Origin of the sequence: Pseudomonas sp. ATCC 43928, from assembly GCF_005938665.2 — a bacterium.
GTDB lineage: Bacteria > Pseudomonadota > Gammaproteobacteria > Pseudomonadales > Pseudomonadaceae > Aquipseudomonas.
Genome location: NZ_CP041753.1, coordinates 6,253,776 through 6,268,567 on the forward strand (window position 1 = coordinate 6,253,776; position 14,792 = coordinate 6,268,567).

At 60.6% G+C, this 14,792-nt stretch carries 16 protein-coding genes; 6 read left to right on the top strand and 10 right to left on the bottom strand.

What is annotated here, in order from left to right; all coding sequences use genetic code 11:
• Positions 1 to 26 precede the first annotated feature (26 nt).
• From trmB to FFH90_RS28900, 4 genes are all read right to left on the bottom strand, one after another.
• The gene (trmB, locus tag FFH90_RS28885; RefSeq protein ID WP_018928698.1) at positions 27 to 752 is read right to left on the bottom strand and encodes a tRNA (guanosine(46)-N7)-methyltransferase TrmB; all 726 of its coding nucleotides are present in this window, start codon (positions 750 to 752) and stop codon (positions 27 to 29) included.
• A gap of 9 nt (positions 753 to 761) precedes the next feature.
• Positions 762 to 1,556, bottom strand: coding sequence for a thiazole synthase (locus FFH90_RS28890; RefSeq protein WP_007939343.1), 795 nt, complete (start codon positions 1,554 to 1,556; stop codon positions 762 to 764).
• A 63-nt stretch (positions 1,557 to 1,619) separates the two neighbouring features.
• Positions 1,620 to 1,820, bottom strand: coding sequence for a sulfur carrier protein ThiS (thiS, locus tag FFH90_RS28895; protein WP_007897898.1), 201 nt, complete (start codon positions 1,818 to 1,820; stop codon positions 1,620 to 1,622).
• A gap of 90 nt (positions 1,821 to 1,910) precedes the next feature.
• Positions 1,911 to 2,282 carry a DUF423 domain-containing protein gene (locus tag FFH90_RS28900; protein ID WP_019580607.1) on the bottom strand — a complete coding sequence of 124 codons (372 nt, stop codon included), beginning with the start codon at positions 2,280 to 2,282 and terminating at the stop codon, positions 1,911 to 1,913.
• A 74-nt stretch (positions 2,283 to 2,356) separates the two neighbouring features.
• Here FFH90_RS28900 and mtgA point away from each other — a divergent pair, with 74 nt between their 5' ends.
• Entirely contained in the window at positions 2,357 to 3,079 is a 723-nt protein-coding gene (mtgA, locus tag FFH90_RS28905) for a monofunctional biosynthetic peptidoglycan transglycosylase (protein ID WP_018928696.1), read from the top strand.
• A 99-nt stretch (positions 3,080 to 3,178) separates the two neighbouring features.
• Here mtgA and rpoH read toward each other — a convergent pair whose 3' ends face one another.
• From rpoH to ftsY, 4 genes are all read right to left on the bottom strand, one after another.
• The gene (gene rpoH, locus FFH90_RS28910) at positions 3,179 to 4,033 is read right to left on the bottom strand and encodes an RNA polymerase sigma factor RpoH (RefSeq protein ID WP_007897890.1); all 855 of its coding nucleotides are present in this window, start codon (positions 4,031 to 4,033) and stop codon (positions 3,179 to 3,181) included.
• Positions 4,034 to 4,146: 113 nt separating this feature from the next.
• On the bottom strand, positions 4,147 to 5,172 hold the full coding sequence (gene ftsX, locus FFH90_RS28915; protein ID WP_018928695.1) for a permease-like cell division protein FtsX: 1,026 nt from the start codon (positions 5,170 to 5,172) through the stop codon (positions 4,147 to 4,149).
• On the bottom strand, positions 5,169 to 5,840 hold the full coding sequence (gene ftsE, locus FFH90_RS28920) for a cell division ATP-binding protein FtsE (RefSeq protein ID WP_018928694.1): 672 nt from the start codon (positions 5,838 to 5,840) through the stop codon (positions 5,169 to 5,171). The genes ftsX and ftsE overlap by 4 nt, the downstream gene beginning before the upstream one ends.
• Entirely contained in the window at positions 5,837 to 7,366 is a 1,530-nt protein-coding gene (ftsY, locus tag FFH90_RS28925; protein ID WP_138866444.1) for a signal recognition particle-docking protein FtsY, read from the bottom strand. Before ftsY ends, ftsE begins: the two co-directional genes overlap by 4 nt.
• A gap of 345 nt (positions 7,367 to 7,711) precedes the next feature.
• Here ftsY and FFH90_RS28935 point away from each other — a divergent pair, with 345 nt between their 5' ends.
• From FFH90_RS28935 to FFH90_RS28955, 5 genes are all read left to right on the top strand, one after another.
• Positions 7,712 to 9,067, top strand: a complete 1,356-nt coding sequence (locus tag FFH90_RS28935) for a pitrilysin family protein (protein WP_138866445.1) — start codon at positions 7,712 to 7,714, stop codon at positions 9,065 to 9,067.
• A complete protein-coding gene (locus tag FFH90_RS28940; protein ID WP_138866446.1) occupies positions 9,060 to 10,550 on the top strand; it encodes a pitrilysin family protein in 1,491 nt (496 codons plus the stop codon). The genes FFH90_RS28935 and FFH90_RS28940 overlap by 8 nt, the downstream gene beginning before the upstream one ends.
• Positions 10,550 to 11,161 carry a 16S rRNA (guanine(966)-N(2))-methyltransferase RsmD gene (gene rsmD / locus FFH90_RS28945; RefSeq protein ID WP_018928689.1) on the top strand — a complete coding sequence of 204 codons (612 nt, stop codon included), beginning with the start codon at positions 10,550 to 10,552 and terminating at the stop codon, positions 11,159 to 11,161. The genes FFH90_RS28940 and rsmD overlap by 1 nt, the downstream gene beginning before the upstream one ends.
• Before the next feature lie 73 nt (positions 11,162 to 11,234).
• Positions 11,235 to 12,245: a hydrolase gene (locus FFH90_RS28950; protein ID WP_018928688.1), complete on the top strand. Its 1,011-nt coding sequence runs from the start codon at positions 11,235 to 11,237 to the stop codon at positions 12,243 to 12,245.
• A 3-nt stretch (positions 12,246 to 12,248) separates the two neighbouring features.
• Positions 12,249 to 13,091: an AraC family transcriptional regulator gene (locus tag FFH90_RS28955; RefSeq protein WP_138866447.1), complete on the top strand. Its 843-nt coding sequence runs from the start codon at positions 12,249 to 12,251 to the stop codon at positions 13,089 to 13,091.
• A 51-nt stretch (positions 13,092 to 13,142) separates the two neighbouring features.
• Here FFH90_RS28955 and FFH90_RS28960 read toward each other — a convergent pair whose 3' ends face one another.
• Both FFH90_RS28960 and FFH90_RS28965 read right to left on the bottom strand, forming a co-directional pair.
• Entirely contained in the window at positions 13,143 to 13,997 is an 855-nt protein-coding gene (locus FFH90_RS28960) for a sulfurtransferase (RefSeq protein WP_086944402.1), read from the bottom strand.
• Between the two features lie 33 nt (positions 13,998 to 14,030).
• The gene (locus FFH90_RS28965; protein WP_018928685.1) at positions 14,031 to 14,702 is read right to left on the bottom strand and encodes a TetR/AcrR family transcriptional regulator; all 672 of its coding nucleotides are present in this window, start codon (positions 14,700 to 14,702) and stop codon (positions 14,031 to 14,033) included.
• Positions 14,703 to 14,792 lie beyond the last annotated feature (90 nt).

The window sequence follows — 14,792 nt, forward strand, 5'->3', positions numbered from 1 at the left end:
TCCCACATTTTGTATTGCGTTACGGCTTAGGACTGCTTTTCGAACTTCAGATCCCACACGCCATGCCCAAGACGTTCGCCGCGGCGTTCGAACTTGGTGATCGGGCGTTCGGCCGGGCGCGGCACGCACTTACCGTCTTCGGCGAGGTTGCGATAGCCCGGGGCGACGTTCATCACTTCCAGCATGTACTCGGCGTACGGTTCCCAGTCGGTGGCCATGTGCAACACACCGCCGACCTTCAGCTTGCTACGCACCAGTTCAGCGAACGATGCCTGAACGATACGACGCTTGTGGTGACGGCTCTTGTGCCACGGATCCGGGAAAAACAGCATCAGGCGGTCGAGGCTGTTGTCGGCGATGCAACGGTTGAGCACTTCGATCGCATCGCAATCGTAGACACGCAGGTTGGTCAGGCCCTGAGTCAGCACGCCATTGAGCAGCGCGCCAACACCCGGACGGTGAACTTCAACGCCAATGAAATCCTGCTCCGGCGAGGCCGCGGCCATTTCCAACAGCGAATGGCCCATGCCGAAACCGATTTCCAGCGAGCGCGGCGCCGAACGGCCGAACACCTGGTCGAAATCCACCGGCGCATCGGCCAGAGGCAGCACGAACAGCGGAGCGCCCTGCTCCAGGCCGCGTTGCTGGCCTTCGGTCATGCGCCCGGCGCGCATCACGAAACTCTTGATGCGGCGGTGTTGGCGCTCTTCGCCTTCTTCCTGCTGGATAGGCGTGTCGTTTGATTCAGTCATCAATGGCTCTTACTTGATCAGACCATCCAGCGGCGAGGAGGCGCTGGCATAGAGTTTTTTCGGCATGCGGCCCGCGAGGTAGGCCAGACGACCTGCCACGATGGCGTGTTTCATGGCTTCAGCCATCATGATCGGCTGCTGGGCATGGGCAATGGCCGAGTTCATCAGCACCGCTTCACAGCCCAGCTCCATGGCGATGGTGGCGTCGGAGGCAGTACCGACACCGGCATCCACCAGCACCGGAATTTTCGCCTCTTCGAGGATGATCTGCAGGTTGTACGGGTTGCAGATCCCCAGGCCCGAGCCGATCAAACCAGCCAGCGGCATGACTGCGATACAGCCGATTTCCGCCAGTTGACGGGCAATGATCGGATCATCGCTGGTGTACACCATCACGTCGAAGCCTTCCTTGACCAGCACTTCGGCGGCCTTGAGGGTTTCGATCACGTTGGGGAACAGGGTTTTCTGATCCGCCAGCACTTCCAGCTTCACCAGGTTGTGGCCGTCGAGCAGCTCACGGGCCAGGCGGCAGGTGCGCACGGCTTCAATGGCGTCGTAGCAACCGGCAGTGTTCGGCAGGAAGGTGTAGCGATCCGGCGACAGGACTTCGAGCAGGTTCGGTTCGCCCGGGTTCTGGCCGAGGTTGGTCCGGCGCACGGCGAAGGTGACGATCTCGGCACCCGAAGCCTCGATGGCCAGGCGGGTTTCTTCCATGTCACGGTACTTGCCGGTGCCTACCAGCAAACGCGACTGGTAAGTACGACCGGCCAGGACGAAGGGCTTGTCGCTACGAACGATGCTCATGGGAAATCCTCTGTTGGGGTGAGGTTCTTGCACAATGATTCTGTGGCCGCTCGGGCCGGGCGGCTAGCCGCCGCCGATGGCGTGTACCACTTCGACCGAGTCGCCGTCGTTCAGCGTGGTTTCAGCGTGCTGGCTGCGCGGGACGATATCCAGATTGAGCTCGACCGCCACCCGGCGCCCGGTCAGTTCCAGACGGGTCAGCAGGGCCGCAACGGTTTCACCGTCGGGCAGTTCAAGGGATTCGCCGTTCAACTGAATGCGCATGCCGAATGCCGCCATCATTTTTAGGGGCTGGCATTCTAGCCCGATCAGACTTGGCGACCCAAGCCATTCGTCACGAAATGGACTGCGTGGTCAGCTCAGCCGCCAGGCGGCTAGCCCCAGGCAAACCCAGCCGACCAGAAACGCGAGGCCGCCGAACGGTGTAACGATCCCGAGCTTGCTGACGCCGGTCATCGTCAGCAGGTACAGGCTGCCGGAAAACAACACAATGCCGAGAGCAAAAGACGCGCCGGCCCAGGTAATCAGACGACCGGGAATCTGCGTGGCCAGCAATGCAACACCCAGCAACGCCAGGGTATGCACCAGTTGATAAGTGACGCCCGTGTGGAAAATCGCCAAATACTCAGGCGTCAGACGGTTTTTCAGGCCGTGGGCGGCGAATGCGCCCAAGGCAACGCCGGTGAATCCGAAGAAAGCGGCAAGCATCAGAAAGCCACGCAGCATGAAGAACTCCAGTCAGACTCGATCAGCAGGGTCTGTATAATGGCCGGCTCAACGGGTTCGGCCAAGCCATCTCTATGCTGCAGTTAATTTTCCGTCGTTTAACAAAGGCCCTGCTCTGGTTCGCGGTCGGCAGTGTTTTGCTGGTTCTGCTGTTTCGGGTGGTGCCGCCACCGGGAACGGCATTGATGGTCGAGCGCAAGATCGAATCCTGGGTCGACGGCGAGCCCATCGATCTGCAACGCACCTGGAAACCCTGGGATGAAATCTCCGACGACCTGAAAGTCGCGGTGATTGCCGGTGAAGACCAGAAGTTTGCCGAGCATTGGGGCTTTGATTTCAGCGCGATTCAGGCGGCGTTTGCACATAACGAGCGCGGCGGCTCGATTCGCGGCGCAAGCACCCTGAGCCAGCAAGTGTCGAAAAACCTGTTTCTGTGGTCTGGCCGCAGCTGGCTGCGTAAAGGCCTGGAAGCCTGGTTTACCGGGCTGATCGAAGTGTTCTGGCCCAAGCAGCGGATTCTTGAGGTATACCTCAATAGCGTCGAGTGGGATGAAGGTGTGTTCGGCGCCGAAGCAGCGGCCCGGCATCACTTTGGCGTGGGCGCTGGTTCGCTGTCCCGGCAGCAGGCAAGTTTGTTGGCCGCGGTACTGCCGAACCCGCGGGTGTGGAGTGCCAGCCATCCGACTTCTTACGTTGCAAGGCGGGCCGGGTGGATTCGCCAGCAGATGAATCAGTTGGGCGGGGATAGCTATCTGGTCGGCCTCAACGATTCCCGCCGGGCGCCATGGGCTCAATGACACCGAAGATCCCACAAGGTCGACGCTAAACCGGAAATTGGGCAGAAACAAAAACGCCCCGATCAATGATCGGGGCGTTTTTTATTGCCGTTGCCGCAGTTACGCAGCGATCGACAACTTGAGCTTGTTCATCGCGCTCTTCTCGAGCTGACGAATACGCTCGGCCGACACGTTGTACTTCTGCGCCAGGTCGTGCAGCGTGGCTTTTTCTTCTGCCAGCCAGCGCTGGTAGAGGATGTCGCGGCTGCGGTCGTCCAGCACTTCAAGCGCTTCGTGCAGGTTGTGGTTGGAGTTGTCGCTCCAGTCGGCGTCTTCCAGTTGACGGGCCGGATCGTACCGGTGGTCTTCCAGGTAGTTGGCCGGCGATTGGAAGGCACTGTCGTCGTCCGCTTCCGCGGCCGGGTCGAAGGCCATGTCATGGCCGGTCAGGCGACTTTCCATCTCACGCACTTCCCGCGGCTCTACGCCGAGGCTTTCCGCCACACGGTGGACTTCCTCGTTGTTCAGCCAGGCCAGACGTTTCTTCTGGCTGCGCAGGTTGAAGAACAGCTTGCGCTGAGCCTTGGTGGTCGCGACTTTGACGATCCGCCAGTTGCGCAGGATGAACTCGTGGATTTCCGCCTTGATCCAGTGCACCGCAAAGGACACCAGGCGCACACCCATTTCCGGGTTGAAACGCTTGACCGCTTTCATCAGGCCGACGTTGCCTTCCTGGATCAGGTCAGCCTGGGCCAGGCCGTAACCGGAATAGCTACGGGCAATGTGTACGACAAAACGCAGGTGGGCGAGCACCATCTGCCGAGCCGCCCCCAGATCCTGCTCATAATAGAGACTCTCGGCCAGTTCACGCTCCTGCTCCGGCGTCAGCAATGGAATGCTGTTCACCGTGTGCACATAGGCCTCCAGGTTCGCACCCGGGACCAGAGCATATGCAGGTTGCAAAGAATTGGTCATACGAAAAAACCTCCGACTTACATAACTCGTGCAGTTCAGCACTGCGAAAATTGACCGGAAACCAAAAAACAAGTTCCCATAAACGCTGAAAGGTCAATACGAGCAAAATGATATTACTTTGGCGCAAGCTCCCGCAGGTGGCGTGCGACTGCAATCCATGCACCGATATACCCCAACAGCACCGCGCCAAGCAAGAGCGACAGACCGTCGGCAACTGGCACTCCGGCCAGCGCAAAATCACTGCCGTACAAACCGGCCAGTCCAACCACCGCGTCGTTCAGCCAGTTCAGGCCGAACGCCAATACGCCCCAGGAAAGAATCCCCGCACCGAAGCCATATAGCGCGCCCATGTACAGAAAGGGCCTGCGCACATAACTGTCCGTGCCGCCGACGAGTTTAATCACTTCTATCTCTGTGCGGCGGTTTTCAATATGAAGACGAATGGTATTGCCTATCACCAAAAGTAATGCAGAAACCAAAAGCACGGTCAGACCGAAGACAAAACGGTCGCCCAGCTTGAGGATGGCCGCCAGACGCTCGACCCAGACTAGATCAAGTTGCGCCTGTTGTACCTTCGGCAACTCGGAAAGTTTTTGTCGTAATGCTTCAAGCGCAGGCTTGTCGACCTCTTTCGGAGTCACCAGGACCACGCCCGGGAGCGGGTTTTCCGGCAGTTCCTTAAGGGCTTCGCCCAGACCGGACTGCTGCTGGAATTCTTCCAGCGCCTGATCGCGACCCACGTATTCGGCATCCGCTACGCCCGGCATGCCTTTGATCTGCTCACGCAACGACTCACCCTCGGCAGGGCTGGCCTCAAGTTGCAGGTACAGGGAAATCTGCGCCGCACGCTGCCAGGAGCCACCGAGACGCTCGACGTTATTCAGCAAAAGTGACAGCCCCATCGGCAAGCTCAGGGCCACCGCCATCACCATGCAGGTGAAAAAGCTGCCGATCGGGTGCTTGCCCAAGCGACGCAAGCTGTCCAGCAAACTGGCACGATGACTTTCGATCCAGGCGCGGAACAGCGTGGCGAAATCCGGGCCATCGTCATCGTCGCGTTTTTTCTTCTGCTGTGGTTGCGGGTCGGCGGCCTTCGGGGCCACACGCTCGGAAACCTTGGGGCTACGTGTCGCACTCATACGCCGGCCTCCCCGTCGCCGATCAATCGGCCACGCTGCAGGGTCAGCATGCGATGACGCATGCGGGCAATCAGCGCCAGGTCGTGACTGGCGATCAGCACGCTGGTGCCCAGACGGTTGATATCTTCGAACACGCCCATGATTTCTGCCGCCAGACGCGGGTCGAGGTTACCGGTCGGTTCATCCGCCAGCAGCAAGGCCGGGCGGTGAACGATGGCGCGAGCGATGCCGACGCGCTGTTGCTGGCCGGTAGACAGGTCGCCAGGGTAGAGATCGGTTTTGTCCGAGAGTGCCACGCGCTCCAGGGCCGAGTCCACGCGCTTGACGACCTCGGCCTTGGACAGGCCAAGGATCTGCAACGGCAACGCGACGTTATTGAACACCGTGCGATCGAACAGCAACTGGTGGTTCTGGAACACCACGCCGATCTGTCGGCGCAGGAACGGAATCTGTGCGTTGCTGATGGTGCTCAGGTCTTGCCCGGCCAGCAGCAATTTGCCGGTGGTCGGACGTTCCATGGCCAGCAACAGCCGCAACAAGGTGCTTTTACCGGCGCCGGAATGGCCGGTGACAAACAAGAATTCGCCCCGACGGACTCGAAAGCTCAGCTCATGCAAGCCGACGTGACCGTTCGGGTAGCGTTTACCGACCTGTTCGAAACGAATCATGAACGCTCCCGCTCGGCAAACAATGCCTGGACAAAGGGTTCTGCTTCAAAAGTACGCAAATCGTCGATGCCTTCACCAACGCCGATGTAACGGATCGGCAAGCCAAACTGCTTGGCCAGGGCGAAAATCACCCCACCCTTGGCGGTGCCGTCGAGTTTGGTCAGCGCCAGGCCGGTCAATTCGACGGTCTGGTTGAATTGCTTGGCCTGGTTGATGGCGTTCTGGCCGGTACCGGCGTCGAGCACCAACAGCACCTCATGAGGCGCGTCGGCATCGAGCTTGCCGATCACCCGGCGAACCTTCTTCAACTCTTCCATCAAATTGTCTTTGGTGTGCAGGCGACCGGCGGTGTCGGCGATCAACACATCAATGCCACGGGCCTTGGCGGCCTGCACAGCGTCGAAAATTACCGAAGCCGAGTCGGCGCCGGTGTGCTGGGCGATCACCGGGATCTTGTTGCGCTCGCCCCAGACCTGCAGTTGCTCGACCGCTGCGGCGCGGAAGGTGTCACCGGCGGCGAGCATGACTTTCTTGCCTTCCAGTTGCAGCTTCTTCGCCAGCTTGCCGATGGTGGTGGTTTTGCCGGCACCGTTGACGCCGACCACCAGAATCACGAACGGCTTGTTCTGCGAGGTGATTTTCAGCGGCTGCTCGACCGGCTTGAGCATCGCTGCCAATTCGGCTTGCAGGGATTTGTACAGCGCGTCGGCATCGGCCAGCTCCTTGCGGGCGACTTTCTGAGTCAGGCGCTGAATGATCACCGACGTCGCTTCGACGCCGACATCGGCGGTCAGCAGACGGGTTTCGATGTCTTCGAGCAGTTCGTCATCAATGGTTTTCTTGCCGAGGAACAGGCTGGCCATGCCCTCGCCAATGCTGGCGCTGGTCTTGGACAGGCCTTGCTTGAGACGGGCGAAGAAACCGGCTTTGGTCTCTTCGGTACGCACAGGCTCGACTGGAGTTTCGAGGGGCGCAACCGGTGTGGCGGCAACAGGAGCGATGACGGGTGCAGGCGCAGGCGCTGGAGCAACCGGAGCAACCGGAGCAACCGGAGCAACAAATGCTGGCACTGCCGGCTCTGTAACCACTGGAGCAGGTTCGGCCACGAACACGGGCGCAACGGCTGCCGGTGCAACGACTGCCGGCTCAACCACTGGCGCCCGAACCGGCTCCGGAGCAAACGCAGTCGGGGCCGGAATCGGTGGCGTGATGTGCGGCGCTTGCTCATCTTCAACCAACGCCACCGGCTCTTCCGCTACCGGCAAAGTCAGCCACGGCGTAGCAACTGGCGTCAGCGGCAATGGGGCCGCGACTTCGGTTTCAGGTACGAGCGCGGCCGCAGGTTGCAGCACCGGCTCGGCAATCGGCGCAGGCTTTTGCTCTATAACCGGTGCCGGGGTTGGCTCAGAAAGTGGCTGTGGCTGTTCGACAACGGGTTCCTGCGGCTTTTTGCGCAGCCATCCGAACAGGCTTTTCTTCTCACCAGCCGCAGCTGGGGTCTTCTTGTCGTCGTTGGAACCAAACATGGAGGACGGCTATCTCACGGTAGCGACGCGCCAAAAGGCGCCTCGGCAAATAAATAATTCGATGCTGAACAGACTGCGATTCATCCAGCTTGTTCACGCGCAACATTTTGTCGAGGAGCCAACGGCGCCTCAAAGGTCGACTAATACGAAGGACTGGAACGGCATCGTCGGCGAAAACGCAGAGTTTAGCTGACAAACTCAAAGCTTCTGCCGGTAACCCATACAACCTGCAAGCCGATCAAAGGCTTGATAGGCGTGGCCGCCAGTAAAACGGATCAGTATCCTAGCACCCTCTCGCCCGCCGACGCTAAGACCAAGCGGGCAGCCCAACAGGTTTAAAAACGAATGAATGCTCTAGCCCGCCGCGCTGCAGGCCTGCTGCTCAGCACAGTTTGTCTGCCCCTCTCGGCCCTGGCTGCCGATCCACAACCGACCCACGAATTCACCCTCGACAACGGCCTGAAGGTTGTCGTGCGCGAAGACCATCGTGCGCCGGTCGTCGTTTCCCAGATCTGGTACAAGGTCGGCTCCAGCTACGAGACCCCGGGCCAGACCGGGTTGTCCCACGCGCTGGAACACATGATGTTCAAGGGCAGCGAGAAAGTCGGCCCCGGCGAAGCCTCGCTGATCCTGCGCGACCTCGGCGCCGAAGAGAACGCTTTCACCAGCGACGACTTCACCGCGTATTACCAGGTGCTGGCCCGCGACCGTCTTGGCGTGGCCTTCGAACTGGAAGCCGACCGCATGGCCAACCTGCGCCTGCCGGCCGACGAGTTCACCCGCGAAATCGAGGTGATCAAAGAAGAGCGTCGCCTGCGCACCGACGACAAGCCGATGTCCAAGGCCTACGAACGTTTCATGGCCATGGCCTACCCCGCCAGCGGTTACCACACGCCGACCATCGGCTGGATGGCCGACCTCGACCGCATGAAAGTCGAAGAACTGCGCCATTGGTACCAGTCCTGGTATGTGCCGAACAACGCCACTCTGGTGGTGGTCGGCGATGTGACCCCGGACGAAGTCAAAACCCTGGCCCAGCGTTACTTCGGCCCGATCGCCAAGCGCAACGTGCCACCGGCGAAAATCCCGCTGGAGCTGGCTGAGCCCGGCGAACGCAAGATCACCCTGCATGTGCAGACCCAATTGCCGAGCCTGATGCTGGCCTTCAACGTGCCGAGCATTGCCACCGCCGAAGACAAACGCTCGGTGAACGCCCTGCGCTTGATTTCCGCCCTGCTTGACGGCGGCTACAGCGGCCGCATCCCGACGCAACTGGAACGCGGCGAAGAGCTGGTGTCCGGCGGGTCGTCGAGCTACGACGCCTATACCCGTGGCGACAGCCTGTTCACCTTGTCGGCTTCGCCGAACACCCAGAAAAATAAAACCATGGCCCAGGCCGAAGCCGGCCTGTGGAAACTGCTCGAACAACTGAAAACCACCGCGCCATCCGCTGAAGAACTGGAGCGGGTACGAGCGCAGGTCATTGCCGGCCTGGTTTTTGAGCGTGACTCGATCACCAGCCAGGCCACCGCCATCGGTCAGTTGGAAACCGTCGGCCTGTCCTGGAAACTGATGGACACCGAACTCGCCGACCTGGAAAGCGTGACCCCGCAAGATATCCAGAAGGCCGCCAAGCTGTATTTCACCCGCGAACGTCTCAGCGTCGCCCATGTACTGCCACAGGAGACGACTCATGAGTGAGCGTAAAAAGTCGCGTCTGGCCCTGATCGGCCTGATCGCTGTTGCACTGATCGGGTCTGCCGCCTTCTATCTGTCAAAACCCGACGAGTCCAACGCCAGCGAAGCCCTCGACAAGGCCAAGTCCAGCCAAAAGCTGCAATCGCTGGCCGAACTCGACGGCAAGGCCCCAAGCCATCGCTCGCTGAACGTGCAGACCTGGAATACCGCCGAAGGCGCCAAGGTATTGTTCGTTGAAGCCCGTGAACTGCCGATGTTCGACATGCGCCTGATCTTCGCCGCCGGCAGCAGCCAGGACGGTGATGCACCCGGCCTGGCATTGCTGACCAACGCCATGCTCAACGAAGGTGTGGCCGGCAAAGATGTCGGCGCCATCGCTCAGGGCTTCGAAGGATTGGGCGCCGACTTCAGCAACGGCGCGTACAAGGACATGGCGCTTGCCTCCCTGCGCAGCCTCAGTGCCGTGGACAAGCGCGAGCCTGCCTTGAAGCTGTTCGCTGAAGTCGTCGGCAAGCCGACCTTCCCCGCCGACTCGTTTGCGCGCATCAAGAACCAGATGCTCGCCGGCTTCGAATACCAGAAACAGAACCCCGGCAAACTCGCCAGCCTGGAGCTGATGAACCGTTTGTACGGCGATCATCCGTACGCACACTCCAGCGACGGCACAGCCAAGAGTATTCCCCCGATTACCCTGGCGCAGTTGCGAGCCTTCCATCAGAAAGCCTACGCCGCCGGCAACGTGGTGATTGCGCTGGTAGGCGACCTGTCGCGCACCGAGGCCGAGGCGGTTGCCGCACAAGTGTCCGCCGACCTGCCCAAAGGCCCGGCCCTGGCGAAAATCGAACAACCGACCGACCCCAAGCCCAGCATCGGCCACATTGAGTTTCCGTCCAAACAGACCAACCTGATGATCGCGCAACTGGGTATCGACCGTGACGATCCGGATTACGCAGCGCTGTCCATGGGCAACCAGATTCTTGGCGGCGGCGGTTTCGGCACCCGGCTGATGAGCGAAGTGCGCGAGAAGCGTGGCTTGTCGTATGGCGTGTATTCGGGTTTCAGCCCGATGCAGGCTCGCGGCCCGTTCATGATCAACCTGCAAACCCGCGCCGAAATGAGCGAAGGCACCCTGAAACTGGTGCAGGATGTGCTCGCCGACTACCTTAAGACCGGCCCCACCGAGAAAGAACTCGACGACGCCAAGCGTGAACTGGCCGGCAGCTTCCCGCTGTCCACCGCCAGCAACGCCGATATCGTCGGTCAGCTCGGCGCCATGGGCTTTTACAACTTGCCGCTGAGCTACCTGGAAGACTTCATGCAACAGTCCCAGAGCCTGACCGTCGAGCAAGTCAAAGCCGCACTGAACAAACACCTGAGCACGGATAAACTGGTCATCGTCAGCGCTGGCCCGACCGTGCCACAAAAGCCGTTGCCGGCCCCTACTGACAAACCTGCCGAGCAGCCGCTCGGGGTTCCGGAGCATTAATGGCCACTCGCCCAAAAAAACCTGTCCATAACGTGCATAACGGTGTGAACCAACTGCGCATCATCGGTGGCGAATGGCGCAGCCGAAAGCTGAGCTTCCCGGATGCTCCGGGCCTGCGCCCGACGCCGGACCGGGTGCGGGAAACCCTGTTCAACTGGCTCGCGCCTTACGTCGCCGGGGCCAAGGTACTCGATCCGTTTGCCGGCAGCGGCGCGCTGTTCCTGGAAGCCTTGTCCCGTGGCGCCGCCATGGGCCAGGCGCTGGACGCCAGCAACATCGCGGTGTCCAGCCTGAAAGAACATCTGGGCACCCTGCGCTGCACCAACGGCCAGGTACAGACTGCCGACGCCTTGCGCTATCTGGAAACCCAACCGGCCACGGCGTTCGACCTGGTGTTCCTCGACCCGCCGTTCAATCAGAATCTGTTGCCTGTGGTTTGCACTCTGCTCGAAGAACGTCATTGGCTGGCCGACGATGCGTGGGTCTACACTGAAAGCGAAAGCGCACCGTCGATATTGGGTTTGCCAGAAAATTGGCGCCTGCATCGGGAGCAAAAATCGGGACGTGTGTACTACGCGTTGTGGCAACGTATGGCAGGGATCGCCGGCTAGTCCGGCCTGAGAAAACGGTGCGAAGCTCAGTCAGCTAACGCTGCGGGTACGCGCCGCAGCATCGAGAGCAATCGTGTCCCATCTGCCAGAACGTTTCACCCCTGCCTTCACGCCCGCCTACGGCCTGGGTAATCCGCACTTACAAACCTTGTGGGGACCGCTATGGCGAAAAACCACACATATCGAGCGTGAGCGCGAGCGATTGTGGCTTGAAGATGGCGATTTCCTTGACCTGGACTGGCACGGCCCACACAGCGCGAATGCACCGTTGGTGCTGGTATTGCACGGCCTGACCGGCTCGTCGAATTCGCCTTATGTGGCCGGCATGCAGAAAGCGTTGGGTGCCCAGGGTTGGGCCAGCGTCGCGTTGAACTGGCGAGGCTGCTCCGGCGAGCCCAATCTGTTGCCGCGCAGCTACCATTCCGGGGCCAGTGAAGACTTGGCCGAAACCATCAGGCACCTGCGCACCCAACGCCCCCTCGCGCCGCTGTATGCGGTCGGTTATTCCATGGGCGGTAACGTGTTGCTCAAGCATCTGGGTGAAACCGGCAGCAACAGCGGTGTACTCGGTGCGGTGGCAGTGTCGGTGCCGTTTCGCCTCGATCACTGTGCCGATCGTATCAGCCAGGGTTTTTCCCAGTTCTACCAAGCGCATTTCATGCGAGAGATGGTCGCCTACATCAAGAACAAGCAACGCAGATTCCAGCACGAGGGACATGAGGATGGCCTGGCGGCATTGGAGGCGCTGGGCTCTTTGGAGAACTTGCGCACCTTCTGGGATTTCGACGGCCGGGTCACCGCACCGCTCAATGGTTTCGCCGATGCCGCGGATTACTATCGTCGCGCTTCGAGTCGTTATTTCCTTGGAGAAATTCGCACGCCGACCCTGATTATCCAGGCGGCTGACGATCCGTTTGTGTTTCCGCATAGCCTGCCGCAAGCCGACGAATTGTCCGCCAGCACTCAATTCGAGCTGCAGGCCAAGGGCGGGCATGTCGGTTTCGTCGAGGGCTCGTTCAGGCAACCGGGTTACTACCTGGAACGGCGCATTCCCCAATGGCTGGCCGCCACAGGGCGCAAGTAAACAGTGGAAGTCGATCAGGGCGAGTCGATCCACTTCTGGCAAACGGCACCGCTGGCCGGGGTCGAGTTGTTGTCTGCGCGCTACATCGAACACCGTTTCGTCCCGCATGTGCATGACGGCTATGTGATCGGCATGATCATGGCCGGCGCCCAGCGTTATCGCTATCGCGGTGCCGAGCATCTGGCGGGCAGCGGCACGCTGGTGCTGATCAACCCGGACGAACTGCACACTGGCCACAAAGGTACGGAAGACGGTTGGTTGTACCGGGCGTTTTATCCCGACAGCGGGCAAATTCTCTCGCTGCTGGAGGAGCTTGAACTGCCGAGCGACACCTTGCCGGTGTTTGGCGCCACGCTGTACCGCGACCCGGATCTGGTGAGGGGGTTCTGCCAACTGCATCGACTGCTGGAAAGTCCATCCACGGCCCTGCAGCAGCAAACGGTCTGGCGGGAAATGATGTTGTCGCTGTTGCAACGCCACGCAGCTGTTCCGATCGCCGGCAAACCCGGCAAGGAACACCGCGCGGTGACCTTGGCCAAAGAACGGCTGCAATCGCAATTGGCGGCGCCGCCCTCGCTGGAAGAACTGGCGGCGACGGTGAACCTGTCCCCTTTCCACTTCGCCCGGGTGTTCCGCCGCACCACCGGCATGCCGCCGCACGCCTGGCTGATGCAGCAGCGTATCGCTCGGGCACGGGCGTTGTTACAGGACGGCTGTCTGCCGCTGGAAGTCGCGACGCAACTGGGTTTTGCCGACCAGAGTCATCTGAGCCGGCAATTCAAGCAGGTTTATGGCGTTGGACCGGGAGCGTATCGCAGCGCGCGGCAATTGCCCGACCATAGATGACAACGAAGGTCCAAATGTGGGAGCAGGCCCGCTCCCACATCTGCTCTGCGCTTACTCGCCGGTGGCAACGCCTCGTGCAGGGTCGTTGATCCACTCACTCCACGAACCGGCATACAACGCCCCCAATGGATAACCCGCCAGGCACAGGGCGAACAGGTTGTGGCAGGCCGTCACGCCGGACCCGCAATAGGCGACCAGCTCCGTCGGCGAACGATCACCGAGCTTCGCGGCAAACCGCTGCTTGAGCTGATCGGCGGGCAGAAAACGTCCGTCGCTGCCCAGGTTTTCGGTGAACGCGGCGCATTGTGCGCCGGGAATGTGCCCGGCAATCGGATCGATCGGTTCCACTTCGCCCTTGAAGCGCGGCAGGGCGCGGGCGTCGAGCAAGGTCAACGCGGGCTGGCCGAGACGTTTCTGGAGCTGTTTGGCGCTGAGCACCAGCGAAGCATCCGGCGTCCCGGTGAAGGTGCCGCGATTGATCGACGGCGGATCAAGACTCAGGGGTAATCCGGCGGCATGCCAGGCTTTCAGCCCGCCATCGAGAATGAACACACCGTCGCGCTTGCCCAGCCAGGCCAGCAACCACCAGGCCCGCGCCGCGTAGGCGCCAGGACCGTCATCGTACAAAACCACTTCGCTGTCGGCATTGATGCCCCAGGCTTGCAGGCGCTCGATCAGCTTTTCGGGTTCAGGCAACGGATGACGCCCGGTAACCCCCTTGACCACCGCCCCGCTCAGATCACGCTCGAGATCGGCAAAACTCGACCCGGCAATATGCCCTTCGGCATAACTGCGCTGACCATAATCCGGGTCTTCGAGGGCAAAACGACAATCCAGAATCACCAGCCCCGGGGTCTCCTTTTTCAGGTCCAACGCTTGCGGGCTGATCAGTTGCGCAATGGGCATAACGGGCTCCTGTGATGTTGTCGATCTTGAATCCTAATGCACTTCTTCCAGCGCCTGGGCCAGTGGCACGTAAAATTCGTCGAACAGCGCATTTACCGCGTCGCGCGATTGATCGGTGACGAACCCGGCCTCAAGCACCAACACCTGATACACGCCGCGCTTGATGGCCTGTTCGCTCAAGTGGTTGGAGTTTTCCCGCGTGGTGCACAGAAACCGCACCCACGACGTGAGGATGATCCAGGCGTTCAGCGTCAGGGACTCGATCTGAACCTTATCCATGTTCAGGATGCCAGCGGCGACGAACCCTTCGTAAATGGCGGTGCCCTGGATCAGGCAGCGCTGGGAAAAGCGCCGGTAACGGGCGGCCAGCTCGGGATCGCTGTCGAGCAAGTGCTCGAGGTCGCGATGCAAAAAACGGTAACGCCACATGGCGGCGAGCAATTCCTTGAGGTAGAAGCGCTTGTCTTCGACCGTCGCGGCGCGGCCCTGGGGTGGGCGCAGGAAGCTGTCCACCAGGCTTTCGTACTCACTGAACAGCACAGCGATGATCGCCTGCTTGTTGGGGAAGTGGTAGTACAGGTTGCCCGGAGAAATCTCCATGTGGGCAGCAATGTGGTTGGTGCTGATGCTGCGCTCGCCCTGCTGATTGAACAGCTCCAGGCTGTTCTGCACGATGCGCTCGCTGGTTTTGATCCGAGGGGCCATGGCTTGAGCTTTAATTCAGAGTGCGGTGACGGGCATCTTACGACCTATCCGTGGGTGGATAAAACAAAGCTGCGTCAGGATGTCATTTGA